General features: G+C 35.1%; 23 protein-coding genes and 1 pseudogene. 6 read left to right on the top strand and 18 right to left on the bottom strand.

Annotated elements, in window-relative coordinates; translation table 11 throughout:
• Positions 1-4 precede the first annotated feature (4 nt).
• The 18 genes from H5J24_RS21540 to H5J24_RS21455 form a co-directional block, all read right to left on the bottom strand.
• On the bottom strand, positions 5-1,129 hold the full coding sequence (locus H5J24_RS21540; protein WP_068940467.1) for a hypothetical protein: 1,125 nt from the start codon (positions 1,127-1,129) through the stop codon (positions 5-7).
• A 32-nt stretch (positions 1,130-1,161) separates the two neighbouring features.
• Positions 1,162-2,124, bottom strand: coding sequence for a glycosyltransferase family protein (locus H5J24_RS21535; protein ID WP_068940464.1), 963 nt, complete (start codon positions 2,122-2,124; stop codon positions 1,162-1,164).
• A gap of 15 nt (positions 2,125-2,139) precedes the next feature.
• Positions 2,140-2,928, bottom strand: a complete 789-nt coding sequence (locus H5J24_RS21530) for a glycosyltransferase family 2 protein (RefSeq protein ID WP_141395622.1) — start codon at positions 2,926-2,928, stop codon at positions 2,140-2,142.
• Between the two features lie 11 nt (positions 2,929-2,939).
• The gene (locus tag H5J24_RS21525; RefSeq protein WP_068940459.1) at positions 2,940-3,890 is read right to left on the bottom strand and encodes a glycosyltransferase family 2 protein; all 951 of its coding nucleotides are present in this window, start codon (positions 3,888-3,890) and stop codon (positions 2,940-2,942) included.
• 1 nt (position 3,891) lies between these two features.
• Entirely contained in the window at positions 3,892-4,560 is a 669-nt protein-coding gene (locus H5J24_RS21520; RefSeq protein ID WP_068940457.1) for an NAD-dependent epimerase/dehydratase family protein, read from the bottom strand.
• Positions 4,561-4,626: 66 nt separating this feature from the next.
• Positions 4,627-5,031, bottom strand: a complete 405-nt coding sequence (locus H5J24_RS21515; RefSeq protein WP_232815851.1) for a hypothetical protein — start codon at positions 5,029-5,031, stop codon at positions 4,627-4,629.
• Positions 5,028-5,552 carry a glycosyltransferase gene (locus H5J24_RS21510; RefSeq protein ID WP_232815850.1) on the bottom strand — a complete coding sequence of 175 codons (525 nt, stop codon included), beginning with the start codon at positions 5,550-5,552 and terminating at the stop codon, positions 5,028-5,030. Before H5J24_RS21510 ends, H5J24_RS21515 begins: the two co-directional genes overlap by 4 nt.
• A 20-nt stretch (positions 5,553-5,572) precedes the next feature.
• On the bottom strand, positions 5,573-6,478 hold the full coding sequence (locus tag H5J24_RS21505; RefSeq protein WP_232815849.1) for a glycosyltransferase family 2 protein: 906 nt from the start codon (positions 6,476-6,478) through the stop codon (positions 5,573-5,575).
• Between the two features lie 3 nt (positions 6,479-6,481).
• On the bottom strand, positions 6,482-7,702 hold the full coding sequence (locus H5J24_RS21500; RefSeq protein WP_068940451.1) for a glycosyltransferase: 1,221 nt from the start codon (positions 7,700-7,702) through the stop codon (positions 6,482-6,484).
• Entirely contained in the window at positions 7,703-8,803 is a 1,101-nt protein-coding gene (locus tag H5J24_RS21495; RefSeq protein WP_068940449.1) for a DegT/DnrJ/EryC1/StrS family aminotransferase, read from the bottom strand.
• Complete coding sequence (locus H5J24_RS21490) at positions 8,796-9,293, bottom strand: acyltransferase (RefSeq protein WP_068940447.1); 498 nt, start codon at positions 9,291-9,293, stop codon at positions 8,796-8,798. Before H5J24_RS21490 ends, H5J24_RS21495 begins: the two co-directional genes overlap by 8 nt.
• Complete coding sequence (locus tag H5J24_RS21485) at positions 9,283-9,705, bottom strand: sugar 3,4-ketoisomerase (RefSeq protein WP_068940445.1); 423 nt, start codon at positions 9,703-9,705, stop codon at positions 9,283-9,285. The genes H5J24_RS21490 and H5J24_RS21485 overlap by 11 nt, the downstream gene beginning before the upstream one ends.
• Complete coding sequence (locus H5J24_RS21480; protein ID WP_068940443.1) at positions 9,695-10,096, bottom strand: sugar 3,4-ketoisomerase; 402 nt, start codon at positions 10,094-10,096, stop codon at positions 9,695-9,697. The genes H5J24_RS21485 and H5J24_RS21480 overlap by 11 nt, the downstream gene beginning before the upstream one ends.
• A complete protein-coding gene (locus tag H5J24_RS21475; protein ID WP_068940441.1) occupies positions 10,093-11,352 on the bottom strand; it encodes an ABC transporter ATP-binding protein in 1,260 nt (419 codons plus the stop codon). Before H5J24_RS21475 ends, H5J24_RS21480 begins: the two co-directional genes overlap by 4 nt.
• A gap of 43 nt (positions 11,353-11,395) precedes the next feature.
• Entirely contained in the window at positions 11,396-12,244 is an 849-nt protein-coding gene (locus H5J24_RS21470) for an ABC transporter permease (protein ID WP_068940439.1), read from the bottom strand.
• 169 nt (positions 12,245-12,413) lie between these two features.
• Positions 12,414-13,277 (bottom strand): glucose-1-phosphate thymidylyltransferase RfbA, encoded by an 864-nt coding sequence (gene rfbA, locus H5J24_RS21465; RefSeq protein WP_068940437.1) that lies wholly within the window; start codon positions 13,275-13,277, stop codon positions 12,414-12,416.
• Between the two features lie 237 nt (positions 13,278-13,514).
• The gene (gene rfbB, locus H5J24_RS21460; RefSeq protein WP_068940435.1) at positions 13,515-14,594 is read right to left on the bottom strand and encodes a dTDP-glucose 4,6-dehydratase; all 1,080 of its coding nucleotides are present in this window, start codon (positions 14,592-14,594) and stop codon (positions 13,515-13,517) included.
• A gap of 4 nt (positions 14,595-14,598) precedes the next feature.
• Positions 14,599-15,912, bottom strand: a complete 1,314-nt coding sequence (locus tag H5J24_RS21455) for a UDP-glucose dehydrogenase family protein (protein WP_068940433.1) — start codon at positions 15,910-15,912, stop codon at positions 14,599-14,601.
• Between the two features lie 215 nt (positions 15,913-16,127).
• On the opposite strand from H5J24_RS21455, the pseudogene rimP reads away from it, so the two are divergent.
• The 6 genes and pseudogenes from rimP to H5J24_RS21425 all read left to right on the top strand — a co-directional run bounded on the left by rimP (position 16,128) and on the right by H5J24_RS21425 (position 26,532).
• Positions 16,128-16,596, top strand: a pseudogene (gene rimP, locus H5J24_RS21450) (ribosome assembly cofactor RimP).
• Between the two features lie 17 nt (positions 16,597-16,613).
• Complete coding sequence (gene nusA, locus H5J24_RS21445) at positions 16,614-17,849, top strand: transcription termination factor NusA (RefSeq protein ID WP_068940429.1); 1,236 nt, start codon at positions 16,614-16,616, stop codon at positions 17,847-17,849.
• A gap of 76 nt (positions 17,850-17,925) precedes the next feature.
• Positions 17,926-20,880, top strand: coding sequence for a translation initiation factor IF-2 (infB, locus tag H5J24_RS21440; RefSeq protein WP_068940427.1), 2,955 nt, complete (start codon positions 17,926-17,928; stop codon positions 20,878-20,880).
• Between the two features lie 677 nt (positions 20,881-21,557).
• Entirely contained in the window at positions 21,558-24,290 is a 2,733-nt protein-coding gene (locus H5J24_RS21435; protein ID WP_232815848.1) for a SusC/RagA family TonB-linked outer membrane protein, read from the top strand.
• A 12-nt stretch (positions 24,291-24,302) separates the two neighbouring features.
• Entirely contained in the window at positions 24,303-25,736 is a 1,434-nt protein-coding gene (locus H5J24_RS21430; protein WP_068940424.1) for a RagB/SusD family nutrient uptake outer membrane protein, read from the top strand.
• Between the two features lie 112 nt (positions 25,737-25,848).
• The gene (locus H5J24_RS21425; RefSeq protein ID WP_068940422.1) at positions 25,849-26,532 is read left to right on the top strand and encodes a hypothetical protein; all 684 of its coding nucleotides are present in this window, start codon (positions 25,849-25,851) and stop codon (positions 26,530-26,532) included.
• Positions 26,533-26,637: the final 105 nt, after the last annotated feature.

Below are 26,637 nucleotides of genomic sequence, written 5' to 3'. Positions count from 1 at the left end.
TATTTTAAGACAGTTTAAAATAAATAAAATAATACAGTTTTTTTATAATGGAATCTACGGCAGGAATGGTAAGAAATCCGGCTGTAAAAAGGAGCATTCTCCACAATGAGTTAAATACAATCAATACAATAGCTGTAATATCTTTTTTCAATGAACTGGCCATTTGCTGTTCACCAGCGATAAAGATGGTTAATAAAGTAAAGAAAATATTGATCCATCTCCCCCAATCATAAGCCATATAGAATAAAGGAATAAGGAAAACAGCCTGTATAACCAGGAACTTATTATTAATACTTATTTTGTTTGATCTGCAATAGATATAAAATGTTGCAGAGGCAAGAAATAAACTGATGAGGTAGGTGATATACCCATATGAATGAGCTTTATAGAAGTTAAGGACATTATAATTAGGATCATATCCATAAATACCTTTAAGGACTAACGTTAGCCCATGTTCCTGCAGAAATTGAATAGAGTTTGGAGTACTTATACTGTATCCAAACTGATACAGCAGCAGCATAACAACAGTGGCAGGAGCTAAATGATAAAAGATTATTTTTTTTAGTTTGATACTCGCAGGAGCATGATCCTTGATAAAGTAGGTGAAACTTACAAAAGGAATAAAAAAGAATGCGGCTTCATGATTGAGAATCGCGAGAATAATAAAAAATGTAACTGCAATATCTTTTACTGTTTTTTTAGATTCAAGCCAAAGAAAATAGAGCAGATACAGAAGGAAAATCAGGATTTCTTTTTTAGCAATAATCGTTGGGTCCTTCAAAAGCATGCCCATTCCTGCCGGAAGCAGCAGAATACTGATTGTAAGAAGCGTATTTTTCTTCTGTAGGAACAACTGAATTAATAAAGTGAAAAAAACAGCATATACTATGGATACAAAGGCAAATACAATGAATTCAAGTTTGATAGCCGTAAGTTCATTGAAAAGAATAAACATGCTTCCGAAAAGCCCTCTTCTTTTGAATCCGCCATCCTGATAGTTGATTAGCCATTCACCAAGATACCAGCCGTTTTTATGAAATACGAGCTGAAGATAACTGTTGTAAATACAGATACAATAGTAAATGAGAAATATCAATCCTATGAAAGAGTTGATGATTTTTGTTTTCATAATTATTTGTTATCAGATTTTAGATGATGCTTTTAATCAATAAAAACTTTTTTAAAAGTATCCATTACCGGATGAGGCAAAAACTTTTCATAGAGCTCTTTTGCCGATAAGGTAAGTTCTGTATCCAAAATAATATTTTGCAGCTCTTTACTGTCGTTATAATAATAGGCTTGATCCTTTAAATGCGTAATATGTGCTTTCTCCGGAGGATTCGCAAAAGCAATGACCGGTTTTCCCATAATGGCAAATTCAGCAACTGTGATCCCAAAGGTTTCTCCTCTTTCGCGGGCATGAAGCAAAGCATCACAGGTATTGATAAATTTTTGCTTCATGATAATATCTGAACTGGGAGGCAGAAATATAATATTAGAGGGAGAAGACTTCCACCATTTCTTTTTAACGAAAGAATCTACCCCCATAAAAATAAAATAGACATCCTTATATTTGGAAGCGATCTTTTCAATCGTCTGCTGGGCAAAAAGAATATTGAAGCTGATATGGCCTCCGTAATATCCAAAAACCTTGGCTTTTTTGGGAATATTGAGTTCTGCTCTCAGGTCCTCATGGGTTTGGATATCGAAATTAACCATGTGAGGGACATAAGGATATTTTGAACCCGTCATTTCCTGGCTTAGCCATTCGGAAACATAGGCGTACACATCTCCATGGGGTTCAAAATGTTTGAAAACACTATGAATTACAGATTTACATTCTTTGGTATCTATTCCATCGATATTTCCGTTTTTGATGGCATAAAAAAGGTCTATATTATCCTCCCGGATAAGCTGGTCCACCTCATTGAAATCTGAGTAGCCATGTACCCGGAATCTTTTTTCAAACTTTTCAATGCCTAATGGATGATTGGTCTTTGAATTTTTATTGTATACAATTATAGATTCATTTCCCAGATATCTTTCATTGAAATCTGCGTAATCATATACTGCAATGGAAGTTCCTCTGTAGTTGAGTTCATCCTCATGGAAAAGAATTTTCATCTTGATGTTGTGTTATTATTTAAATATATTTTTCAGCCTTCCTGCTATTTTCTGAATAATGGTTTTCTTTGGATATTTGGTAAGGTCATTATGTTTAAAAAGTCCTTCTCCCTGTGCAATCCTGAAATTTTGTTTTACCCACCAGGCCGCAATATTTCTTTCCAATGAAGCTGTTTCCCCAGAGAAAGGAATAATAGTCTCAAGCAAGAATCTTTTTCTGACAAGATAAGGATTATTGGTCCAGTTGGCCCAACGTGAGGTGGTGATAAAGTACTCATCTTGTTTTTGTATTTTATCAGGGAACTCTTTGGCAGGATCCAGCCAATGCAAAGATTCAAGAAGATGAGGTGATGTACACTCATGCCAGTCATCATAATAATTTAGCTCATTTCCTTTATGCCTGATGGAAATAAGAGGATAACCCGGAGTATTTCTGCTGCGGTAACGAACGACGTCAAAACCATTGTCAAGCATTTTTAATCCGCTTTGGAGACGGGAAAATACAGTTTCCTTATTTTCAATGAGCTCGAAGTCATGCTCCAGAAAAAGAATATTTTCACAGACTGCATTCTCAGCCAGTGTTTTCATGCCTTTTCCGATACCAATATTATCCTTTAATCCTATATATCTGATTTTATACTGATCAGCCAGCTTTTTATCGGACTCACTTACTTCCTGAAAAAGAATGACAATATCATCAATCATATCCAAAAGACCATACTTCTGGTAAGACTTCAGGGTGTTTCTCAGGGTATTTCCTGTTTTCCAGGAAAGAATGCAGATACTTATAGGGAGTTTCTCCATATTCATTCTTTTTAAATATTCAGGAATGGGTGTTGAGCGGTCATTGCTGTTTTTCGGGCTGTTTCAATTTCATTAAATTTTTCGGAGAAATATTTATACTGCTCCATATAAAATTTATACTCACTCCTATTTCCTTTAGCTCCCATTTTAAGGGCAAAAGAAAATAGAGCTTTTTTCTCTCTTTTAGTATCATAAGGATAGTTAAGATCAAGGTATTTTGTTTCCCTCTGCATAATCATGGAAAGCCTTTTATTCTGTAGCAGCTCCTCTTTATTCTTAGGTTCTTCTTTATAAAAGGACTGTACTGTGTCGTGTACCACTTTGCTTTGAGAGCATACTAGTATTTTGAGTCCGAAATAGGTTATACGGTTAACGTATTCATAATCTTCGGCCCCATGAAAGAAATAAGGATTAAAACCGCCTACTTTTTCAATAATACCTCTGGGAATACACCAGTGTGCTGCATTTACAAAGCGAATTTCATAATATGTCTTTTTTTCGCCAAAATAGATGTCTGAAAGCATCCGGTTATTCCTTAGGTCTTTGGCAAGATAGTCTTCAAAATGTAGATCAAACTTTTTCTCGCTCCCATCAAGATGCATAGGACTTAAAATCCCGATCTGCTTATGATCAGGGTAATGATTATACACATCCAAAATCTGTTGAAAGCTATCCGGATAGATCCAGGCATCCTGATTCATCAGGTAGAAAAAATCAGCACCTTCTTTATAGGCTTTTTCAATTCCTAAATTATTGGCTTTTCCAAACCCAAGATTTTCAGCAGACTGTATAAAATCTACTTCATGAAAATGAGTAGTTATATATTCCTGTGTCCCATCAGTAGAGCCGTTGTCTATGGTGATGCATTTAACAGGAATAGAAGAATGTCTTAAGCTTGTAAAACATTTTTCTGCCCATTGCATGGCATTGTAAGTAACAATAATAACATAAATACTGGCCATTTTAAATATACTTTCTGGTTAGGTTTTTTAAATATTCTGCTGGCTTTTTTTCAGAGAAAAAAGTCATGATATCTTCATCAAAATCTACGGTGTAAAAATCCCCTTCATCAGCCTCTTGATAAAGTCCTTTTTTATTTGTTTCTCTTTCAATAGCATTGATGATTTCCTTTAAATCATAATAGTATGGAAAGGAAAAATTGATGGTTTTATTATCCGCTTGTAAGCCATGAGATTCTACAAATCTGCAGATATCTTCAATATCTAAAAGAAGCCTTCTGGCTTTAAGATGCAGGGTGAATTCTTTGTTATTGTCAATCTGTGTTTTAAGAAAGTTGAAAAGTGTATTTGGATTTCCGCCTTTTCCTACAATATTGCCAATTCTCAGGATGAGGTAATGGACAATATTATTTTCTATATAAGCTTCAATTTCTTTTTTATGAATAACATAAGGACTGTTTTGTTTGGATTGGTCATGAATGCTCAGGGTAGAAAAATATATCAGTTTCTTTTCCCGGTTGTTTTCATAGACTGTTTTTAAAAGAGAAAATTCTCTTTCAAATTCTGATGTTCTTGTCTCCAGGGAGTTTGAAACTCCAGATGCAAAAAAAATAATATCTTCTCTGTCATAATGTTTTACAGCGTTTGCTATAATACCGTTGCCAATAATCATATGTTAGTGGGTTCATTAATTGTGTTATAGGGGGAACAATATCTCATATAAAAGAATATGAATTATTTATTTCAGGTAATCAAATATATGAAAATAGTATTTCATTTTGATTTTGGTGATTACCCGCTCCAAAAAAGGAATGTTTTTGAGATAATTTTTATACTGTTCAAGGCAATATAAAGTATGTCCTTTTTCAAGATCAGCATTCAGGTTAAGATCTTTAATCGTGTTTTTTACAAAAGGATGTCTTTTAAATATCGTAAATAATGTTTCTCGTGAAATGATTTGTTTTTCAGAAGCTTTAAAATGAGAAAATGTTTTGTAACCGATACTTTGCTTGGGATGTATGCGGTATTCTCCTAAAATTTGTTCTTCCGTCCAAACGGCATCTTTATCTGCAGCCAGTAACAGCAGTTCATAATCGTGAATGATTACCGGATTGATTCTTTTCAGAGGAAGGTGTTTCTTCAAAAAGTATTTCTGATGGCCATACTCATACCCGGGAATATATTACCCTGATATAAGATCCTTTTGATAATATCTTGAGGCTGTGTTAATGTATTTGGATGGGTTGAATCCAGGTCCCAATAGGTAATTGGCTCCGAAGGATCAATTGCCTCGCCAAAAAGTTTAATGTTATGGCATACAATATCAATATGAGGGTGCTTTTCAAAAATTTCAGCAATTGCAGCGGTTTTATTGGTAAACCATCGGTCATCTTGATCACAAAGACAAATAAGGTCTCCGGTACAAAGGCTCATCGCTTTTTCAAAATTACCTATATAACCTAGGTTCTCCGAATTCTGATATACTTTAATGATCTCCGGAAACTGATTTTCATAATGAGTAATAATCCTTAATGTATCATCGGTAGAACCATCATCACAGATGATGATTTCGTAGACAGATTTTTCCTGCTTGAGAATACTTTCCAGCTGTTCTGCGATATATTTTTCCCCGTTATAGGTACAGAGGGCCACGGATATTTTCATCGGTTGAAGATATTAAAATTTTATATAACGGAAACGGAACCTCTTTTAGAGCAAAATCCGGTTTTAGTTCTTTTTTGAAAAAGTTTATAATAATATTTTTTGAAATTCAGATAGCCGGATATCAATCTGCCTCCTGTTATCTTATAGAATTCAGATCTCATTTCAATAAATTGAGAAGAGCGTACATCAATGATGTGATAGGCTAACCGGTCATGAAGATCATCACCATATAGTTTTTTTAATATAGGTAAGATTTTGATTCTCTGGTGGAGAATTTTGTAAAGGTCTGAAGACATACTGCTATTATTGTCTTCTTTACGATAATGGGCCAGTGGTTCATCTACAAGAAAAACCTTCGGATAATCTTTCATGACATAAATCCACATCAGCCAGTCTTCACAGCTTGTTAAAGAAGTGTCAAAAAGAAATCCTTTAAGGAGCTCTTTAGAGATCAGGGAACAGTGAATAGGGATACTGAATTTTAAATCCCATCCGAATACTATACCTTCAAAAGAAAGGTATTCCTGCTCTACATGGTTGTAGCCGGGGTAATGGGTGTGATTTCTGTAAATAGTAAATTGGCTTACCATTAACGGATATTCTGAATGATGAATCAGGCTTTTGGAAAATTTTTCACGATGAATCATATCATCACTATCTAAAAACTGAATGTAATCTCCCTGTGCTTTTTCCAGTCCCGCATTTCTTGCAGAAGACAGCCCTCCGTTTTCCTTGTAAACATAACTGAATCGGGGGTCTTTTGCAATCCATTTTTTAGCTGTTTCCTCAGTGGTATCTGTAGATCCGTCATTGACAATAATGCACTCCCAGTTTTGATGTGTCTGGTCAAGAACAGATTGAAGACATTCATCAAGATACTGAGCCTGATTGTAGCAAGGTACGATAACAGATACTTTGGGAGTCATAATTTATTGGATTTTTTCTTCTTGGTTTTTAAGTGTTTTTAGCAGGTATTGTTCGTACTTGCTTATATTTTTCTCAAGATCATGGTGAGATAAAAATTGATCTGTTTCCAACTGCTGCAACTCTTCTAACTTGTTGTTGGATATGATATAATGCGTATGTTTTGCCAGTTCTGAAGGGGTGTAAAAATAGGGTGGGATAGATGTCTCATTGTCAATAGGCTTTATTGAATTATTTCCATCAATATTATCCAGAATAATAGGGATATTATTCATACATAATTCAGTGGCAGCATATCCTACATATTCATAGATGGAGACAATCCATGCAAGAGAAACATTCTTTTCTTTAATCCCTTCCAACATGTTTTCAGCATGACCTTCAAACGAAATATGATGATTGAGTCCTTTATTTTTAATGATCTCCATTAATTCTTTATGATAATCAGGATCTTGAATGTGGCCAAAGATTTTAAGTTTTACTTCAGCATTTAAATTTTTTAAAATCTCAAAAGCTTCCAAAATCTTGTCAATAGGCTTTATTCGATTGATTCTTGTAAAGACACCAATATTAAATTCCTTCTTTTCCACAATTTTGTGGTAATCTACAGGATTCAAATCATCAACATTTATTGATAATGGGAATCCAAAGGTATTTTTTATTTTAACTTCCTGGGCTTCTATTTCGCTTAATTGATATTCATCAGCATATACAAAATTATATTCAGTAGAATTTTTGTCATAGGCATCATAAATTTTGAAATCCCTATTAAACTGGGCCTGATGGCACATCAAATGCGTTTCAAAGTAGATACCTGGATCAAGGTTATTTTTTATATGATGAAAGAATAAAGCATCCACCAGGATGACCGCATCAAAAGAACTAAAAAGCTTACGTAGTCTTTTGTTGTACAGACTGCTTCTTCTATATCTGTTAATTCTGAATAGAATATAATTAGAGACTTTTTTGAGAGGAAGAAGATTGATGAAAGACGGTTGAATTTCTCCCGGCCTGTAAAGAGTAGTGTGAATCTTTATGCCTAATTTCTTGAGTTCAAAATAATAAACATGCGGAAATTTTTTATTTAGATGAACATCAGCAGTGGTCAATACTTCCACATCAAACAGCGATTTATCTATATTCTTTACTATTTCAAAAGTATATTTTTCAGATCCCGCTTTTTGTAATGAATTGGTTACAAATAAAAGTCTTTTCCTTTTTGGCATTTAGAACTTGTTTATAGCTTTAATGATCGTCGTTATATCTTCCTCGTTCATTACAGAAGATATAGGAAGACTTAGAACTTCCTGATGTATTTTTTCACTGATGGGAAACGAAAGTTGTTCCCATTCCTTATAAGCTTCCTGTTTGTGAGGTGGAATAGGGTAGTGGATTAGGGTTTGAACTCCATTTTCCGTAAGATAGGCCTGAAGTTCATCTCTTTTTGATGATCTGATTACAAAAACATGCCATACATGCTCTTTTTCATTTTCGGGATATTCAGGAAGGATGATTTCAGGATGTGTAATTTCATTGGTGAAACGTTGGGCAATAGCTCTCCTTACTTCATTTTCACGATCAATATATTTAAGCTTAATATCCAAAACGGCAGCCTGAATTTCATCCAATCTGGAGTTTAATCCTTTATAAATATTGACATATTTCTGATTGGAACCATAGTTTGCCAATGCTCTGATGGCTTTAGCCAGATCATCATCATTGGTTGTTACTGCTCCTGCATCTCCCAAAGCTCCAAGGTTTTTACCAGGATAGAAACTGAACCCGGCTGCATCTCCAAGATTTCCGGATTTTATACCATCCCATTCAGCACCAATGGCCTGGGCATTATCTTCAATGATTTTAAGATGATATTGACGAGCAATTTCCCTAAGCTGATCTGAAAAAACAACTCTTCCTTGTAAATGAACAAGCAGAATACCTTTTGTTTTAGACGTAATTTTTTCTTTAATTTTAGAAATGTCAATATTATAAGTATTGATTTCCGGTTCTACCAAAACGGGAACTAATCCGTTATCGGAAATGGCGAGAATAGAAGCAATATAAGTATTGGAGGGAACAATAATTTCATCGCCGGGATTCATCACTCCCAATTCTATATAGCCTCGAAGAATAAGACGAAGGGCATCCAGACCATTAGCTACTCCAATGGCATGTTTTGCACCAATATAATCGGAAAGGTTCGTTTCAAAATTTGAAAGCTCTTTTCCCATCAAGTACCATCCGGAACGGAAAACATCAATGAGTTTAGCCTCTATTTCCTGTTGGTATTCTAAATTAATTTTCTGAAGATCTAAAAATTTAATCATGAGTGTTTGTATATGTTATTTCTCCATTAATAATAGTCCCTTTTTGCTTTGCCGGATTTCCAAACCAAACGGTGTTGGGCGGAACATCTTTTGTGATCACACTTCCAGCTCCGATTAAAGCATTTTCTCCAATGGTATTACCGGCAATGATCGTTGCATTGGCCCCAATAGAAGCTCCCTTTTTCACAAGAGTCTTACTGAATTCTATTGGATATTGCTTAGAACGAGGAATTAAGTCATTGGTGAAAGTTACATTAGGACCAATAAAAACATTATCCTCAAGGGTAACTCCGTCCCATACCTGAACTCCAGGCTTTATTGTTACATTATCTCCAATGACCACATCATTCTCTATGAATACATTACAGTTGATATTACAGTTGCTGCCTATTTTAGCGTTTTTTAAAATAACACAAAACTGCCAGATCATTGTTTCTGCACCAATATTCTCAGATTGGACGTCGGCCAAAGGGTGTTTTTTATAATCCATTTTGTATTTTTAAAAAAGTATCATAGTCTCTCACATAATCGTTTTCATTATAGTGGTGAGAAGCCAAAACCAGACAAATAGCTCCTGAAGAAAAGTTCATTTCTGAAGCCCAAATTCCCGGGGGAATGTGTAATCCTAGATCGGGACGATTAAGAAATACCTGTCTTTTAAATTTTCCGTCATCCAGTGATACTTCAAAACTTCCACTGGCTGCAATCAGAAATTGATGACATTCTTTATGGGAATGGGCACCCCGGCTTTCACCTCCAGAAATATCATACAGATAAAAAACTCTTTTTACGTTAAAAGGAAAATGAGAATCATTTTCAACCACTGTGAGATTACCTTCATCGAAACCTATTTTGCCAAGATCGATGACACTGCAATCAAAAACTGAAACTTTATCCTTCATGGGTAAGTTGTTTAAAGGTTTCAAAATCTCTTATGTAGTCATTCTCATCATACGATTTATCAGAAACAATGAGAGCCAGAGAGTTGGTTGAAAAATTTTCAAGTCTCCTCCAATACATTTTAGGAATGTATAACCCGTAATAGGAACGGTTTAGTGAATACACTTTTTCTTCCTTTCCATCATGGATGACAACGTCAAGGCTGCCTGATAAAGCAATGATCACTTCCTGTTGCTCTTTAAAAGCATGGCTGCCTCTAAGTTCTCCACCCGGAACATCATAGATCCAGTAGGTCCTGGCAATTTCAAAAGGAAGTTGATTGGGGTGTTCAAGAAATGAAAGGTTTCCCCGCTTATCATATATTTTTGGAAACTGTATTATTTGGGGTATCATGGCATTTTTACATTATAGTCAAAGTTAGGTCTTGTAATTCCTGGGTACACATGCATTTTGCTTCCTACTTTTACGTTTTCGACTTCAAATCCTACAGAATTATCAAGAATAAATAAGGCTTCAGTCTGGTCTTTCCCGAAAAACAATTTAAAGTAGTAATTCCCAGCATTTAACAATCCTGCCGGAATATCAAACTCAATAGAATAATCTCCTGTTTTAGAATCCTGATTCTTACTAAGAATTTTTCCTACATGGAAGATAATAAGTTCTTCATAGTTTCTTAATTCAAATGTTGCATCAAGATTGATATTGGGGCGGTTATTATGAAAAACTAATTTAACTTTTATCCCGGAATTAATATCAATGAGTTCACCATGTTGAGCGGATACTGAAAACTCTTTTATTCTGATATTTTCGTTTCCTATGGCATCATCAAGATTACCATTGTATTGATAATGAGACGTAGAGGTACTGTTTTTTTGATATTCTATAATGGTACTCAGCATATCTCCTTCATATTCCAGAGCTCCCTGGGTCAAAAGGATACCTTTATTGCAAAGCTCTTTTACTGCAGTCATATTATGGCTTACAAACAGAATGGTTCTGCCTTCTCCCTTTGCCACATCATTCATCTTTCCTAAACATTTTTTCTGGAAATCAGCGTCACCTACTGCAAGAACCTCGTCTACAATTAAAATTTCAGATTCAAGATGGGCTGCCACTGCAAAGGCAAGACGCACATACATTCCCGAAGAATATCTTTTAACAGGGGTATCAATATATCTTTCAACTCCTGAAAAGTCTACGATTTCATCAAATTTACGGGTAATCTCTTTTCTGGTCATCCCCAGAATGGCACCATTTAGAAATACATTTTCCCGACCTGTCATTTCAGGATGAAAACCGGTTCCTACCTCTAATAGAGAGGCTATTCGGCCATTTGTATAAATCTTTCCTGTGGTGGGTTTGGTTACTTTACTCAACAGTTTCAACAATGTTGATTTCCCGGCTCCGTTTCTACCAATGATGCCTACAGCATCTCCTTGTTCAATTTCAAAGTTGATATCACGGAGTGACCATACGTAGTCAGAATTTCCTTTGGAAGCTCTGTCATTGGCTTCACCAATCTTTAAGTAAGGATCTTCTTTGCCTCTTATCTTATGCCAAAACCTGTTGAGGTCATGGGAAAGAGTTCCTGTTCCCACTTCACCCAAACGATATTGTTTTGATATGTTTTCTGCTTTTAAAGCTAGCATTTTTTTCAGTTTTAAATTTTTATTCTAGTGTTTTTATCTTCAACTATACAGTATCCATGAAGGTTTTCTCTACTTTATTAAAGGTGATAACTCCTATTACCAGAAGAATCAGGATAATAATAGTACTTACAACCAGCATTACCGGAGAAAAATCTCCCACACCTAGCCAACCATACTTGAAGCATTCAAAAATACCTGTTAATGGGTTGAATTTAGCAAGCTTTTTGAAATATCCAGGAAGCATAGATACAGGATAAATTACCGGTGTCGCATACATATATAAGCTGATACCAAACGTCAAAAGCATACTTAAGTCCTTATATTTTGTTGTAAGTGCAGAAAATATCATTCCAACTCCCAATGCAAAAAGGGCCATAAGGATTAATAAAAAAGGAGTGGCTAAGATCCACCAATTAGGAGAAACTTCATGATTGATAAGATAATATCCCCATACAATCAGGAACAAGATAAATTGTACACTTAAACGCATCAGGTTTGAAATGACAATTGATATGGGGGTTACTAATCTTGGAAAATATACTTTACCAAAGATATTGGCATTCCCTGTAAAGGTTGCTGTTGTCCCCAGCAATGCTCCGGAGAAATAATTCCATAGAGTAACTCCTGATAGATAAAATATGATGCCGGGAGCACCGTCTGTAGGTAATTTTGCAAATCTTCCAAAAATAATCAGATAGGTGATTGTTGTAAAGATGGGATTTATAAAAAACCAGATTGGACCCAAAATGGTTTGCTTGAAGCTTGATATGAAATCCCTCTTTACAAACATGTAAATAAGATCTTTATACCGCCAGACTTCTTTGAGTTTTAAATCAAATAAAGAATGATTCGCTTCAATGGTTTCTGTCCACTTTTGCTGTGGTTCATTCATCAGTGTGAGTTTTTACAAATTTATAATAATTAATTCTTGCCGTATTTTAGTTGGTAAGTTATTGTTTACGTAAAACTAAAAAATAATAACTAATATATTGATATTTGTTATTATGACAAAAACTATTGACTATAAAGCCAATAGTTTTTAAAGTTTATAAATGATGTGATTATTGACCAACAAGTTTTTTTAAGTACTCGCCGTAGCCGCTTTTTCCATATTTTGCAGCGGTTTCCAGTAGTTTATCTTCGTTGATGAATTTATTTCTGAATGCAATTTCTTCTATACATCCAATCTTGAAGCCTTGTCTTTTTTCAATAACACTTACAAATTCTGAAGCATCATTAAGGGAATCAAAAGTACCCGTATCCAGCCATGCTGTGCCTCTATCTAGAACTCCAACTTCAAGTTTACCGCTTTTCAGATAAACATTATTGATGTCTGTAATTTCCAGCTCTCCTCTTGCAGAAGGCTGTATGTTTTTGGCAATTTCCACTACATTGTTGTCATAAAAATATAGGCCAGGGACTGCATAATTAGATTTAGGTTTCAATGGTTTCTCCTCGATGGAAATCGCTTTGAAATCATCATCAAATTCTACAACTCCATATCTTTCAGGATCAGCAACATGATAAGCGAAAACAACACCTCCGTCCGGATTGGTTTTATTTTTTAATAAAGTTCCCATTTCAGAACCATAAAAGATATTATCTCCTAAAACAAGTGCTGCGGGATCATTACCAATAAACTGCTCTCCCAGAATGAAAGCTTGTGCTAACCCATCCGGGCTAGGTTGTACAACATATTCTATATTACAGCCAATCTGTGAGCCATCGCCCAATAATTTAATGAATCCAGATTGGTCATGTGGAGTAGTAATAATCAGAATATCCTTAATTCCAGCTAAAAGTAAAGTGGATAGTGGATAATAAATCATAGGTTTGTCATAAACAGGCATCAACTGCTTGCTTACGGCAATAGTTAGAGGGTAAAGTCTTGTCCCGGATCCTCCGGCTAATATTATTCCTTTCATCTTTTTTCTTATTATTTGGTATTCTCTAATTGTATAGTCCAATTGTTTTTGATGTTGAGATCAATAGTTCCTTAAAAGATTGAGTTGAGTTTGAAAAATGGTCACAATCTTTTTATGAAGCTTATCAGTTCTTTTAGATTTTTATCTGGTATAACTGATATTATAGGAGAATGAACTATATAATGAAATGTCATAGTCATCAACAATTGAAATGGCTGATGACTATGTATTTGTTCTTTAGTTATACTGTTTTTCGTAGTATTTTTGATAATCTCCGCTGGTTACATTTTCCAGCCATTCCTTATTTTCAAGATACCAGTCGATGGTTTTTCCTAATCCTTCTTCAAATGTTACAGATGGTTTCCAGCCTAAATCTTTGTTTAATTTATTGGCATCAATAGCATAGCGCTTATCGTGGCCAGGTCTGTCTTTTACAAAAGTGATTAGCTTTTCAGAATAACCTTCCGGTTTTCCTAATTTAGCATCCATTTGTTTGATCAGTTCTTTTACAAGATCGATATTCTGCCATTCGTTGAATCCTCCGATATTATAAGTCTCTCCGGTTTTAGCATCATTGAATATCTGATGAATAGCTCTCGCATGATCAATAACAAATAGCCAGTCTCTTGTATATTTCCCATCTCCGTAAATAGGTAATGGTCTTTCATTAATAATATTAGAAATACAAAGTGGAATTAATTTCTCTGGGAAATGGTTTGGTCCATAATTGTTTGAACAGTTAGATACAATGAATGGCATTCCATATGTATTTCCATAAGCTCTTACCAAATGGTCTGAAGCTGCTTTTGAAGCGGAATATGGAGATTGAGGATCGTAAGAAGTTGTTTCAAGGAAAAATCCTGTCTCTCCTAAGCTTCCGTATACTTCATCAGTGGAAACATGATAGAACAGATTTGTTCTTTTTTCATCGGGGAACCTTCCGTGAGTATGGTCCGGGTTTAAAGTCCAGAACTCCTTACAAAGGTTTAGAAGATTTGCTGTTCCATTTACATTGGTGTTGATAAAAGCCATTGGATCAGTAATACTTCTGTCAACGTGGCTTTCTGCTGCCAAATGCACAACTGCATCCGGATTATATTTTTCAAAAACTTTTCTTAGTTCTTCTGGTTTTGTGATATCTGCTTTTTCGAAAACATAGTTAGGCTCATTTTCAATGTCCTTTAGATTTTCTAAATTCCCGGCATAAGTAAGTGCATCAAGATTGATGATCATACTTTCCGGATTGTTTTTTACAAATTCTCTTACAACATGGGATCCGATGAATCCTGCTCCCCCCGTAATAATGATATTTTTCATTTCTTTATTTTGTAATTGTTTTCCTACCTATACTTTTATAATAGAATCCGTTTTGTTCTGGAATTTCTAACGGATACATGTTTCTTCCGTCAAAAATAACTTTATTTTTCATTTTTTTAGCCATAAGCTCAAAATTAGGATTTTTGAATTCCGGCCATTCTGTAGCAATAAATAAAGCATCTACATCTTCCAGTGCATCATACATTCCTTTAGCATATTGAATTTTTTCTCCCAGAAGTTTTTGAACATTCGCTTCGGCAACTGCATCATAAGCTACAACTGTTGCTCCTTTTTCCAATAGAAGAGCAATGTTGTCCAAAGAAGAGGCTTCTCTGATATCATCTGTATTGGCTTTGAAGGCAAGACCCCACATTGCAATCTTTTTCCCTTCTATATTTCCGCCGAAATATTTTTCAATTTCAGAAACAAGAATTACTTTTTGTGAAGTATTCACATTTTCAGTAGCTTCCAGAATCTGGAAATTGAAATCTTCCTGTTTTCCGGATTTTATGAGAGCTTTTACGTCTTTAGGGAAGCAGCTTCCACCATACCCAATGCCTGGGAATAGGAATCTGTGTCCGATTCTGTCATCACTACCCATTCCTAATCTTACTTTATCTACATCAGCACCTACTTTTTCACAGTAATTAGCAATTTCATTCATAAAGGTAATCTTTACTGCCAGAAATGAATTGGCGGCATATTTTGTAAGTTCCGATGATTTTTCATCCATAAAAATAATCGGAATGCCGGTATTCGTAAATGGCTGGTAAATTTTAGCCATAATATCTCTCGCTCTTTCAGAACTTGCTCCTACAACTACTCTTGCAGGATTCATGGAATCTTCAACGGCAAAGCCTTCTCTTAAAAATTCAGGATTGGAAACAACATCAAAAGGGATGTTTGTTTTAGACGATATGGTCTCTCTTACTCTGTCAGCAGTACCTACAGGAACAGTACTTTTGTTCACAACAACCTTATACTCGGTCATCATTTCTCCAATGTCATTGGCGACCTTCAATACATAAGAAAGATCTGCTGAGCCATCCTCTCCTGGAGGAGTTGGTAATGCCAGATAAATCACTTCACTTTTATCTAAAGCTTCTTTTAAATTGGTAGTGAAAAATAATCTTTCAGACTGGATATTTCTAAGAAACATCTCTTCAAGATTCGGCTCATAGATGGGAACTATGCCGTTTTTCATACCTTCTACTTTTTTTTCATCAATATCAACACAGTATACTGAATTGCCAAGTTCCGCAAGGGTAGTTCCCGTAACTAATCCTACATAACCTGTTCCTACAATCGTTATATTCAAAATGTTTGTTTTTTTAATTCAAAGACAAAAGTAATAAAAATACCTTCATCTGCTTCTTTAATTTAATGTAAATGAATTTCCTTCTATTTGCTTGATAATAAGATAATTTTGCATTTTTGGAAAAAAAGCGTATATTTGCAATGGATTTACGGAAAAAATGGGAAGGCTTCGCAAGAAAGCCTTTTTTCGTACTGTAAATCAAGATAAAAGAATGTATGGAGTTTAAAAAAAGAATTGAAGAATTATTAAATGAATTCCTTGAGACCAGAAAAGATCTTTTTTCTTATTGATCTAAAGATCTCTGCAGGGGATGATATTACAGTGATTTTAGATGGTGATAATGGAGTTTCTTTACAGGACTGCCTTGATGCAAGCCGTGCTATAGAATTCAATATGGATCGTGAAGAACATGATTTCAGCCTTCAGGTGATGTCTGCGGGATTAAGCGAGCCATTAGTAACACCAAGACAGTTCAATAAAAACATAGGAAGAGAGATTGAAGTGATGCTGGAGGATTCTTCTAAAATTGAAGGAGAGTTGTCAAAAGTAGATGAAGAGAAAATCACACTTGTTCTGCGTTACCGTAAACCGAAAGATATCGGAAAAGGGAAAGTAGATGTGGAGGAGGAGAAAGAGATTGCTTACTCTGAGATTAAAAAGGCATTAGTAGTAATTAAATTTTAAAAAAGAAAAAAGAATAGATGGATAATATAGCGTTGATTGAATCCTTTGGTGATTTTAAAGACGAAAAAGGGATCAGTAAGATTGATCTTATGGCAATTATTGAAGATTCACTGAAGACTCTTTTGAGAAAAAGATTCGATTCAGATGACCACTTTGATGTGATTGTAAACCCGGATAAAGGGGATTTTCAGATATTTTTAAATAAAACAATTGTAGAGGACGAAATGTCTGAAGATGATGATTTGGAAATTGAAATTTCTGAAGCGAAGAAGATTGACCCTACCTTCGAAGTAGGTGAGGACTTTACAATGGAAATTCCTGTTGCACAGTTGGGAAGAAGAAATATTCTTACCCTTAAGCAAATCCTGGCTACAAAACTTCAGGAGCATAATAATGCGATGCTGTACGAACAGTTTAGAGACAAAATTGGTGAAATCGTTGTAGGTGAAATTCACCACATCCGTCACAAGCATGTTATCTTGCTAGATGACGAAGGAAACGAATTTATTTTACCAAAAGAAAACCAGATCCCATCCGATTTCTTTAAAAAAGGTGAGAATATCAGAGCTATTGTTGAGACAGTAGATTTTAAAGGTTCAAAACCGCAGATTATTATTTCCAGAACTGCACCTAAATTCCTAGAGAAATTATTAGAGCTGGAAATTCCTGAAATCCAGGACGGAACGATTATCTTGAAAAAGGTAGTAAGAATCCCAGGAGAAAAGGCGAAGATCGCAGTAGATGCTTATGATGACAGAATTGATCCTGTAGGAGCTTGTGTAGGTGTTAAAGGATCCAGAATTCATGGGGTAGTAAGAGAGTTGAGAAATGAAAACATCGATGTTATTCAGTGGTCTAAAAACCCTGAGATTTTGGTGAAGAGAGCTTTAGGAAATGTAACTGTTAACAAAATTGATATCAACGAAAATGCTAACTATGCATTAGTTTATACTCCTGTTGAAGAAATTTCTAAAGTAATCGGAAAACAAGGACAAAATATCAGACTGGCTTCTTGGTTGTCAGGATATGAAATAGATGTTTACAGAGAGTCCAGCGAGGATGACGATGTTGAATTGAGAGAATTTAATGACGATATCGAGCAGTGGATTTTGGATGAGTTTAAGAAAGTAGGACTTACAACTGCAAAATCAGTATTGGATAAAGAGACTGAGAGTCTTTTAAATATGGTTGACCTTGAAGAAGAAACAATTGAAGAGGTTAAACGTATTCTGAGAGAAGAATTTGAAGATTAAGAGGTAAATAAATCTTAATAAGACAGTAAAAGGAAATACTTTAATTTTAAAAATTAAAAAACAGTAAATAATATAGATGCCAAAAATTAGATTAAATAAAGCGGTTAAGGAATTCAACATCTCGATGTCCAGATTAGTAGAGTTTTTACACTCAAAGGGTTTCGAGGTTGAAGGCAATCCTAACGCTCAATTGGAAGAATCGGCATATTCTGCATTGGAAGCTGAGTTTGCTAAAGATGGCGAACAAAGAAAAGCTTCCCATGAGGTGGTGATCACTAAAGTTCCAGAAGAAAAACTGGAAATTGAAGAGAAGAAAACCCCTGAAGTGATAAGAGCTAAAGCAAATAAACCAGAAACTAAAATTTTAGGTAAGATAGATTTAGAACCTGCAAAACCTGAAGTTGAAGAAACCCCTGCTGCTCCTGTAGCGTCACCGGTTGAAGAAAAGAAAGAAGAGATTGTGAAAGAAGAACCGGAAGTAAAAGCAGCTCCAGAAAAGCAGGAATTTAAAGTTTTGGATAAAATTGATTTGTCTCAAATAGAATCTAGAAATAGACCTGTGAAAAAAGACAAACCAAAAATGGAGGAGAAAAAAGAAGAAGAAAAACCGGTAGAACCTGTAAAAGAAACTCCAAAACCAGTGGTAGAAGAGAAAAAAATAGAAGCTCCAAAAGTGGATGCTGAACCTGAAAATCAGGAACCTCAAAAAATTGAAACTGTTTATCAGAAACTGGACGGTCCTAAGATCGTAGGTGAAAAAATTGACTTAACTCAATTTGCACCAAAACCAGGAGCTGGTGCTAAAAAGAAAAGAAAGAGAATTGAAAAACCAGGCGGAGGTCAGAATAACCAAGGCCAAGGTGGAAACAATCAAAACTCTGGAAATAATAACCAAGGTGGCCAAGGTGGAAACCGTCCGCACAATAATAATGGTGGTGGACAAGGTGGAAACCGCCAGGGACAGGGTGGACAAGGAAATCGTCCGCAAGGTCAAGGTGGTCAAGGTGGAAACCGTTTCGGAAATAACCAAGGTGGAAACCGTCCAGGTGGCCAAGGGGGTGGATTTAAGAAAGGAGGTCAAAACAACAGACCTGGTCAAAGAGTGATGCCAGTTGAATTAACTGACGAGCAAGTTAAAAACCAGATCAAGGAAACCTTAGAAAAACTTACCAATAAAGGTGGTAAATCTAAATCTGCAAAACACAGAAAAGATAAAAGAACTTTCCGTAGAGAGCAAGATGAACGTCAGCAGGAGCTTGAAGCACAAGACAGAACGCTGAAAGTAACAGAATTTATTACGGTAGGAGAATTAGCGAGCTTAATGAACGTTTCTCCAACTGAAGTAATCTCTGCTTGTTTCTCCCTTGGGGTAATGGTTACCATGAACCAAAGACTGGAAGCTGATACCTTATTGTTAGTAGCCGATGAATTCGGATATAAAATTGAATTCTCTGATGCTGATCTTGAGGATACAGATGCAGAAGATGAAATCGATAGCGAAGAAAGCTTAGTATCAAGAGCTCCTGTAGTTACTGTAATGGGACACGTTGACCACGGTAAAACTTCATTACTGGATTATGTTAGAAAAACTAACGTAATTGCAGGTGAATCAGGAGGTATTACTCAGCACATTGGGGCTTATAATGTGAAACTGGAAAATGGTCAGAGAATTACATTCTTAGATACACCAGGTCACGAGGCTTTTACAGCGATGAGAGCAAGAGGTGCTCAGATCACAGATATCGCAATTATCGTAATTGCTGCTGATGATGATGTAATGCCACAAACAAAAGAAGCAATTGCCCACGCTCAGGCTGCAGGAGTACCAATGATTATTGCGATCAACAAAGTAGATAAACCAAATGCAAATCCTGACAACATCCGTCAGCAACTTTCTGGATTAAACCCGCCGGTTTTAGTAGAAGAATGGGGTGGAAACGTTCAGGCTCAGGAAATCTCTGCTAAATTCGGTAATAATGTAGACGTATTGTTGGAGAAAGTTTTATTACAGGCAGAAATGCTTGAACTAAAAGCTAATCCGGACCGTTCAGCGAATGGAGTTGTTATCGAAGCATCTCTTGATAAAGGAAGAGGATATGTAGCAACGATGTTGGTGCAAACCGGAACATTAAGAGTGGGTGACTATGTAGTAGCAGGTAAAAATCACGGTAAAGTAAAGGCATTGCTTGATGAAAGAGGGAAAAATCTTGCAGAGGCAGGACCTTCGATTCCTGCAACAATCTTAGGTTTAGACGGGGCACCTACAGCTGGTGATAAATTCCGTGTTTACACTGACGAAAGTGAAGGTAAAGCGATCGCTAATAAGAGAGAGCAGTTACAGAGAGAACTTTCTATCAGGACGAAAAAACATACAACCCTTGAAGAATTAGGTAGACGTATTGCTTTAGGAGAATTCAAAGAATTGAATATTATCCTTAAAGGTGACGTGGATGGTTCTGTAGAAGCACTTTCTGATCAGTTACAAAGATTATCAACAGAAGAAATCAGCGTGAAAATCCTTCACTCAGGTGTTGGACAGATCACAGAATCTGATATCAACTTAGCGGCAGCATCAGATGCTATTATCATTGGATTTAATGTAAGAGCTGGTGCTAATGCGAAAGAACTTGCCGACCGTGAGGAAATTGAGATCAGAACATATTCTGTAATCTATAAAGCAATTGATGAAGTAAAAGAAGCGATGGAAGGTATGCTTTCTCCGGAAATCCAGGAGCAGGTAATTGGTAATGTTGAGATCCGTGAGGTATTCAAGATTTCTAAAGTAGGTTCAATTGCAGGTTGTATGGTTCTTACAGGAAAGGTGACAAGACAGTCTAAAGTACGTTTGTTAAGAGATGGTATTGTGAAGTTCGATGGAGAGCTTGAAAGCTTGAAGCGTTTCAAAGATGATGTTAAAGAAGTAACAAAAGGGTACGAATGTGGTCTTAACTTAAAAGGATATAACGATATTGAAATCGGAGATATTCTTGAAGTTTACGAAGAAGTAGCTGTTAAGAAAAAGCTGAAATAATAGTCAGGTATATAAGTATATAGAATAAGCCATCTTAATAAGATGGCTTATTTTTTTGCTAGCGGTTGAAATTGAAATCTGTACCTAAGCTGTTTCATGAAAAATTTTCTTTTCTACAGTATCTGTTTGAGATAAAATGAAAAGATGTTAAAATAATTTTTTCTAAGTAAAGAAAGATTAGCGTTATTAAAGAGTTGCTTTGTAGCATTTTTGGTTAAAAAATAGAAATTTGCAATGTGTTATATAAAACTCTGTATATCCCTAAAACTGGTTAATTTTTTTTATTTTAAATATGTATTTAGTTGAAAATTAGCACTATTATAATTTAGATTCATTATAAATAATTTTTTTTACATCGAATTATTATTTGTTAAATCCTTTTTGATAGGTTTATTTTTTATTTTCAATAATAAAGACGTATAAATATTGTGAATCTTTCTGTTTTGATAGGGGTCTTTCTATTGTATTGTGAATGAAAATCACTAATCTGTGCATATAAAATTTGCTAGTGTTAATATTTATTAACATATTTGCCTCTAAAATATATTAAAATTTGTTAATATGAATGTTAAACTACGTGTATTAAGTGCTGGAGCGTTGTTCTTTTTGGGGCAAGCCGCTTTTGCACAGACAACAAAAAAGATACGGCTAATGCAACTCAGATTGAAGAGGTTGTAATGGTTGGATTCGGTCAGAAAAAGACAATTCAGGAAATGACAGGTGCTGTTAGTACCATGTCTGCTAAGTCAATTGAGGATGTTCCTGTTGCTTCTGTCGATAAAATGTTACAAGGTAGAGTAGCTGGGGTACAGACAGGTGCTGCTTCAGGACAGCCTGGGGGTATGACGAATGTTCGTGTTCGTGGTATTTCTTCAATTAATGGAGTGTCTTCACCTATTTATATTGTTGATGGGGTAAGAGTTTCTTCAGGAGATATTTCAAAGCAAAATACAACTACCAATGCTCTTGCTGGATTAAACCCTGATGATATTGAAAACGTAACTGTACTTAAGGATGCTGTTTCTACTGCCGTTTATGGTGCTGATGCAGGAGCTGGAGTTATCGTTATTACGACAAAATCAGGTAAAAAAGGAAAAGCGAAATTTAACGCATCTTTCAATAGTGGTTTTAATGACAGAGCTATAGAAGGACAACCTTCTTTCACTTCTCCAAACTGGAAAAGTTATTTAGCTGCTGCATATTCAAACCAACAAGGTAAAACATTTACTGTAGAGCAAATTGCCAATGGCGCTTTAGGAACAGGTTTAGCTAATATTTTCAAAAACCCAACGAATACTGATTGGCAAGAAGCAACTCAAAAGAAAGGATATCAACAGAATCTTGATGTGAATGTGTCAGGGGGAAATGAAAAGTTTACTTATTATAGCTCATTCAACTACTTCAACCAGGAAAGTGTTGTTAAAGGTTCTTACTTCAATAGACTTGCTTTTACAAATAAAATTGCATACCAGGCAACTGATAAGTTAAAAATTAGTACAGACTTCCAGGTTTCTTATGGAAAAATTAGTACATTGGCTGCTGGAGGAGCTTTCTCAAACCCTATTCTTGCTCAATATTTTAACAGACCAACTGACCTTGCTAGAAACCCAGATGGAAGCCTTTATCTTGGGGCATCGAATGGAAGGTTAAGTAATGGTAACTTTAACCCGGCTGCGCTTCAAGAAATGAACTATCAGCGTGCTGGAACTTTCAGAGCTTTTGCAAACTTAAATGTTGAGTATAAAATATTAAAAAATCTTACCTATAGATTTGTTTTCTCTCCTGAATACATTAACATGGAGGAGGAACAATACTGGAATCCATTACACGGAGATGGTAGAGCTTATAGTGGGCTAAAGCAATCTGGTGTAAACAGATTTTTTAACTTCAACGTACAGAATATCTTAGACTTTAATTATAGACTTGACCGTCATAATTTTGGAGCTTCATTAATTCAGGAAGCTTATAAAAAAGACAACAAATATTTAACTGCAACTGGAATCACTGTTGGTACTCCAACACTTCAGACACTTCAAAATTTTGTTGTTCCTTTTGGATATAATGGACAATTAGACATCTCATCTCGTTATGGATATGCTGTTACGGGGCACTATGACTATGATAAGTTAGTAATGCTTGATGCATCATATAGACGAGATATCCTTTCTCAATTCCTTCCTGGAAAAAAAGCAGGTAACTTCTGGTCTGTAGGTGTTGGTTTAGATGTAGCACGTTTTGATATGATTAAAAATATTGAGGCTATCTCTCTATTGAAGTTTAGAGCATCATATGGTAAATTAGGTAACCAGATCACTGCAAATCCATATGCTACATATTCTTATACAACGAATTATGACGATCAGGCTGCTGCTGTTATTAATAGAGTATTCAGTCCTAATTTATCTTGGGAAACTGTAAATCCTTTTAACGTTGGATTTGATTTAGGTTTCTTTAAGAATAGATTGACAATTACTGCTGAATATTATAACAAGAAAACTAAGGATCTAATCTACAATATTCCATTATCTGCAGCTCAAGGAGGTATGGATCCAATTGAAGGAAATAACCCGAATTTCAATAGCTATGTTGTTGAAAATATTGGTTCATTAGTAAACAGAGGTTTCGAATTTGCTGTCAATGGAGATATCTTTAGAGGTGATAGAAACCAATTTAACTGGTCTGTAGGATTTAACTTATCAACATTACATAATGAGGTTACAGAATTATATGGTGGAAATGTTGATACTTCAACTCAAACAATTAGAGTAGGTGAAGGGGCCAGAACTTACTATTTAAGAAAATGGGCAGGAGTAGATCCAAATAACGGAGATCCTCTTTGGTATGTAAATGGTGTGGATGGAGAAACAACTAACAACTATAACAAAGCTAGACAAGCAGTACAAGGGTCTTTCTTAAGCAATGTATTTGGAGGGGCTAATACTTCCCTTTCTTATAAAGGATTCTCGCTTGATGCACAGTTTACATATGGCTTTGGAGGTAAGATCTTTGATAACTGGGCTTCTTATTTATACTCTGATGGACAATACACATCAAGTTATCCTGGATACGATGTAACAGGTGATTACTGGACTCCAACGAATACCGGAGCATCTAATCCAAAACCAATTATCGGTGGAAATAAGAGATCGAACTCAGCTTCAACAAGATTCCTATATAAAGGTGATTATATCCGTTTAAGTAATGCAAGTTTAGGATATACATTTAATAGTGATTTCCTTCAAGGAACTGGTCTTAACTCTGTTAAAGTTTATGTGATGGCTAATAATGCCTGGACTTATAGATTTGATAAGAATCTGAAGTATGACCCTGAAACCAATATCTCTGGATTCTCGGATCTAAACTTACCAGTATTGAAATCATTCTTATTTGGTGTTAATTTAAGTTTTTAAAAATTAGAAGAAATGAAAAATAAAATATTAAAAGTAGCATTATTATCTCTAGGGCTTTTAATGGTAAATGTCTCATGTAGTGATGATTTTGTAGAAAGACAATTCAACCAGGAAGTGGAGCAAGCTCCTTTGACAACGATTCAGGAATTGGAATCGTTTTCAAGAGGTATGTTTAATGTAATGAGAGATAAAACTTATTATGGTTGTGATTTCTTAGCATACGGAGAGGTGAGATCAGATGAAATGTATAGTAATCTTGCGAGTGGTTATTATGTTAACGTAATGAATTACACTCAGATATCTTCAGACGCATATGCGAAGAATACTTGGACTTTTATTTATAGAGCAGTAGCAACAGCGAATGTTGTGATTAATACAGATATCAGTGGATTTAAAGCTAGTGATAAACCTTCTGCAAACTTTATACAAGGACAGGCTTATGCAGTAAGAGCTTTAGGTTTCTTTGATTTATTACGCTTATATGGACAAAAGTATACTGGAGCACCAACAAGTTTAGGTGTTGTATTACCTCTAAAGTATGATCCAAGAGCTAAGCAAGGTAGAAGTACTATTGCTGAAACAGAAGCTCAAATTGAAGCAGATTTTGCTAAAGCAGAGCAACTAATGACAGCTAATAATAGAACTACTAGTAAAACAGATCTATCTGTAGCTGCATTAAAAGGATTAATGGCTAGATATTATCTGTACAAAGGCGATTATGCTAAAGTTAGAGATTTAGTAAAATATGTTGTAGATCTTAAGGCTTATGAAGTAGTAGCGGCGTCAGGTCTTCAGGATTCATATTCATTTAAAATGAATGGATCTGCTACCAATTCAATTTTTGAATTGGCAGTAGGAAATACAGGATCTCTTTCTACCGATTCTTACGCCTATAAAATTAATTATGACGGATATGGAAATGTCGTTGTAAATCCAGAAGTTCTTGACTTATATAATCCTGGTGATGTAAGATTGAAGTTTTTTACAGAATTGGAAGGTGATCTGTATGTCTCTGCTGGTGATAAGGGTAAATATCTGAATATAACAGGATCTGACAATATAAAAATGCTACGTTTTGAAGAAATTCTTCTTGACGGTGTTGAGGCAGAGCTTAAAGGGGGTAATCCTGCTACAGCTCTTGAATATTATAAGCAATTGGTATCAAACAGATGGACTGAGTATAAAGATGATGCTGGAGTTACTCACACTCTTGCCGCACAATTAGCTCTTGTAACTTCTGTAGATATGGATATGTTAAAAGAAGAAAGAACAAGAGAACTTATTGGTGAAGGTTTAAGACAATGGGATCTTAGAAGATGGGGAGATGCTGTACCTAGACCTGCAGGTGCTAGTGCAGATCCATTCCTAAATGCGTTCCCTATTCCATTATCAGAAACTAACGTTGGTGCTGTTAAAGGAAATCAAGGGTATGATAACTTCCAATAATACTTTTAAAATTTAAATAAGTATTTTATATAAAAACCGCTATTAATAGCGGTTTTTTTTGTAAAATTGATTCGAAAATGTAGTATCTTTACAAATATCAATATCTTATAATATGAAAAAGTTTTGTTTATCCTTATTTTTATTGTCAGCTGCAGTAAGTACCTATGCACAATCAGGCAATGAAAATGTTTTTATGTCCAGTGATAAGATCTTTACATTGGGAGGAAAAAGAGTTAAAAGCGGTGAATATAAAATAGATGGAAATCCATATACAAATAGTAAAAACTTTGAAAAAGTAACGATTGATGGATATTCTAAGAATGTACAGGATCTTCGTTACAATGCTTATGCAGATGAAATGGAATACCTCGACAAGAAAGACACTTATTATGCTGATAAAACAGAAGGGTTAACTATTGTTTTCCCATCATTGAAAAAAACCTATATCGTTAAAAAATATAACTATATGGGGAATGATAAATTTGGATATCTTGTACTATTAAGTAAAAAAGATGCTAAATATGGATTGTTTAAGCGTGAAAAAGTAGAACTGATGTCAGGAGAAAAGTCTGTAAATGCTTTTGCAAAAGATGCTAATGATTATTATGCAAAAGAAAAAGATGTGTATCTTGTTTCAAAAGATAATACTTACTACAAATTGCCTAAAAACGTAGATGAGCTTTCAGAGGAACTTTCTTTAGATGCTAAAAGTGTAAAGGAATTTGCTAAATCCAATAAGATTAACTTTAATAGAGAAGAAGACTTAGTAAAATTGTTCGATTTTATTAATAAATAGCACTGTTAAAAATCCTATAGGATGAATGTATAAAGTAAAAGCCTGCTGCATAAATGTGGCAGGCTCTTTTATTTACTATTATTTCTTATTTTTGCTGAACAATAA

The sequence above is a fragment of the Chryseobacterium capnotolerans genome, from assembly GCF_021278965.1.
In the GTDB taxonomy this organism is placed as follows: domain Bacteria; phylum Bacteroidota; class Bacteroidia; order Flavobacteriales; family Weeksellaceae; genus Chryseobacterium; species Chryseobacterium capnotolerans.
Note: the sequence above shows the minus strand (reverse complement) of the source record. Positions and strands in the feature narration are given on the sequence as shown.

Coding starts and splice junctions, on each gene's coding strand:
- H5J24_RS21430 (WP_068940424.1), top strand. CDS start 24,303: ATGAAAAATAAAATATTAAAAGTAGCATTATTATCTCTAGGGCTTTTA.
- H5J24_RS21495 (WP_068940449.1), bottom strand. CDS start 8,803: ATGATTAAATTTTTAGATCTTCAGAAAATTAATTTAGAATACCAACAG.
- H5J24_RS21540 (WP_068940467.1), bottom strand. CDS start 1,129: ATGAAAACAAAAATCATCAACTCTTTCATAGGATTGATATTTCTCATT.
- H5J24_RS21510 (WP_232815850.1), bottom strand. CDS start 5,552: ATGAAAATATCCGTGGCCCTCTGTACCTATAACGGGGAAAAATATATC.
- H5J24_RS21425 (WP_068940422.1), top strand. CDS start 25,849: ATGAAAAAGTTTTGTTTATCCTTATTTTTATTGTCAGCTGCAGTAAGT.
- nusA (WP_068940429.1), top strand. CDS start 16,614: ATGGATAATATAGCGTTGATTGAATCCTTTGGTGATTTTAAAGACGAA.
- H5J24_RS21435 (WP_232815848.1), top strand. CDS start 21,558: ATGGTTGGATTCGGTCAGAAAAAGACAATTCAGGAAATGACAGGTGCT.
- rfbB (WP_068940435.1), bottom strand. CDS start 14,594: ATGAAAAATATCATTATTACGGGGGGAGCAGGATTCATCGGATCCCAT.
- H5J24_RS21490 (WP_068940447.1), bottom strand. CDS start 9,293: ATGGATTATAAAAAACACCCTTTGGCCGACGTCCAATCTGAGAATATT.
- H5J24_RS21505 (WP_232815849.1), bottom strand. CDS start 6,478: ATGACTCCCAAAGTATCTGTTATCGTACCTTGCTACAATCAGGCTCAG.
- infB (WP_068940427.1), top strand. CDS start 17,926: ATGCCAAAAATTAGATTAAATAAAGCGGTTAAGGAATTCAACATCTCG.
- H5J24_RS21535 (WP_068940464.1), bottom strand. CDS start 2,124: ATGAAAATTCTTTTCCATGAGGATGAACTCAACTACAGAGGAACTTCC.
- H5J24_RS21480 (WP_068940443.1), bottom strand. CDS start 10,096: ATGATACCCCAAATAATACAGTTTCCAAAAATATATGATAAGCGGGGA.
- H5J24_RS21530 (WP_141395622.1), bottom strand. CDS start 2,928: ATGGAGAAACTCCCTATAAGTATCTGCATTCTTTCCTGGAAAACAGGA.
- H5J24_RS21475 (WP_068940441.1), bottom strand. CDS start 11,352: ATGCTAGCTTTAAAAGCAGAAAACATATCAAAACAATATCGTTTGGGT.
- H5J24_RS21485 (WP_068940445.1), bottom strand. CDS start 9,705: ATGAAGGATAAAGTTTCAGTTTTTGATTGCAGTGTCATCGATCTTGGC.
- H5J24_RS21520 (WP_068940457.1), bottom strand. CDS start 4,560: ATGATTATTGGCAACGGTATTATAGCAAACGCTGTAAAACATTATGAC.
- H5J24_RS21470 (WP_068940439.1), bottom strand. CDS start 12,244: ATGAATGAACCACAGCAAAAGTGGACAGAAACCATTGAAGCGAATCAT.
- H5J24_RS21500 (WP_068940451.1), bottom strand. CDS start 7,702: ATGCCAAAAAGGAAAAGACTTTTATTTGTAACCAATTCATTACAAAAA.
- rfbA (WP_068940437.1), bottom strand. CDS start 13,277: ATGAAAGGAATAATATTAGCCGGAGGATCCGGGACAAGACTTTACCCT.
- H5J24_RS21525 (WP_068940459.1), bottom strand. CDS start 3,890: ATGGCCAGTATTTATGTTATTATTGTTACTTACAATGCCATGCAATGG.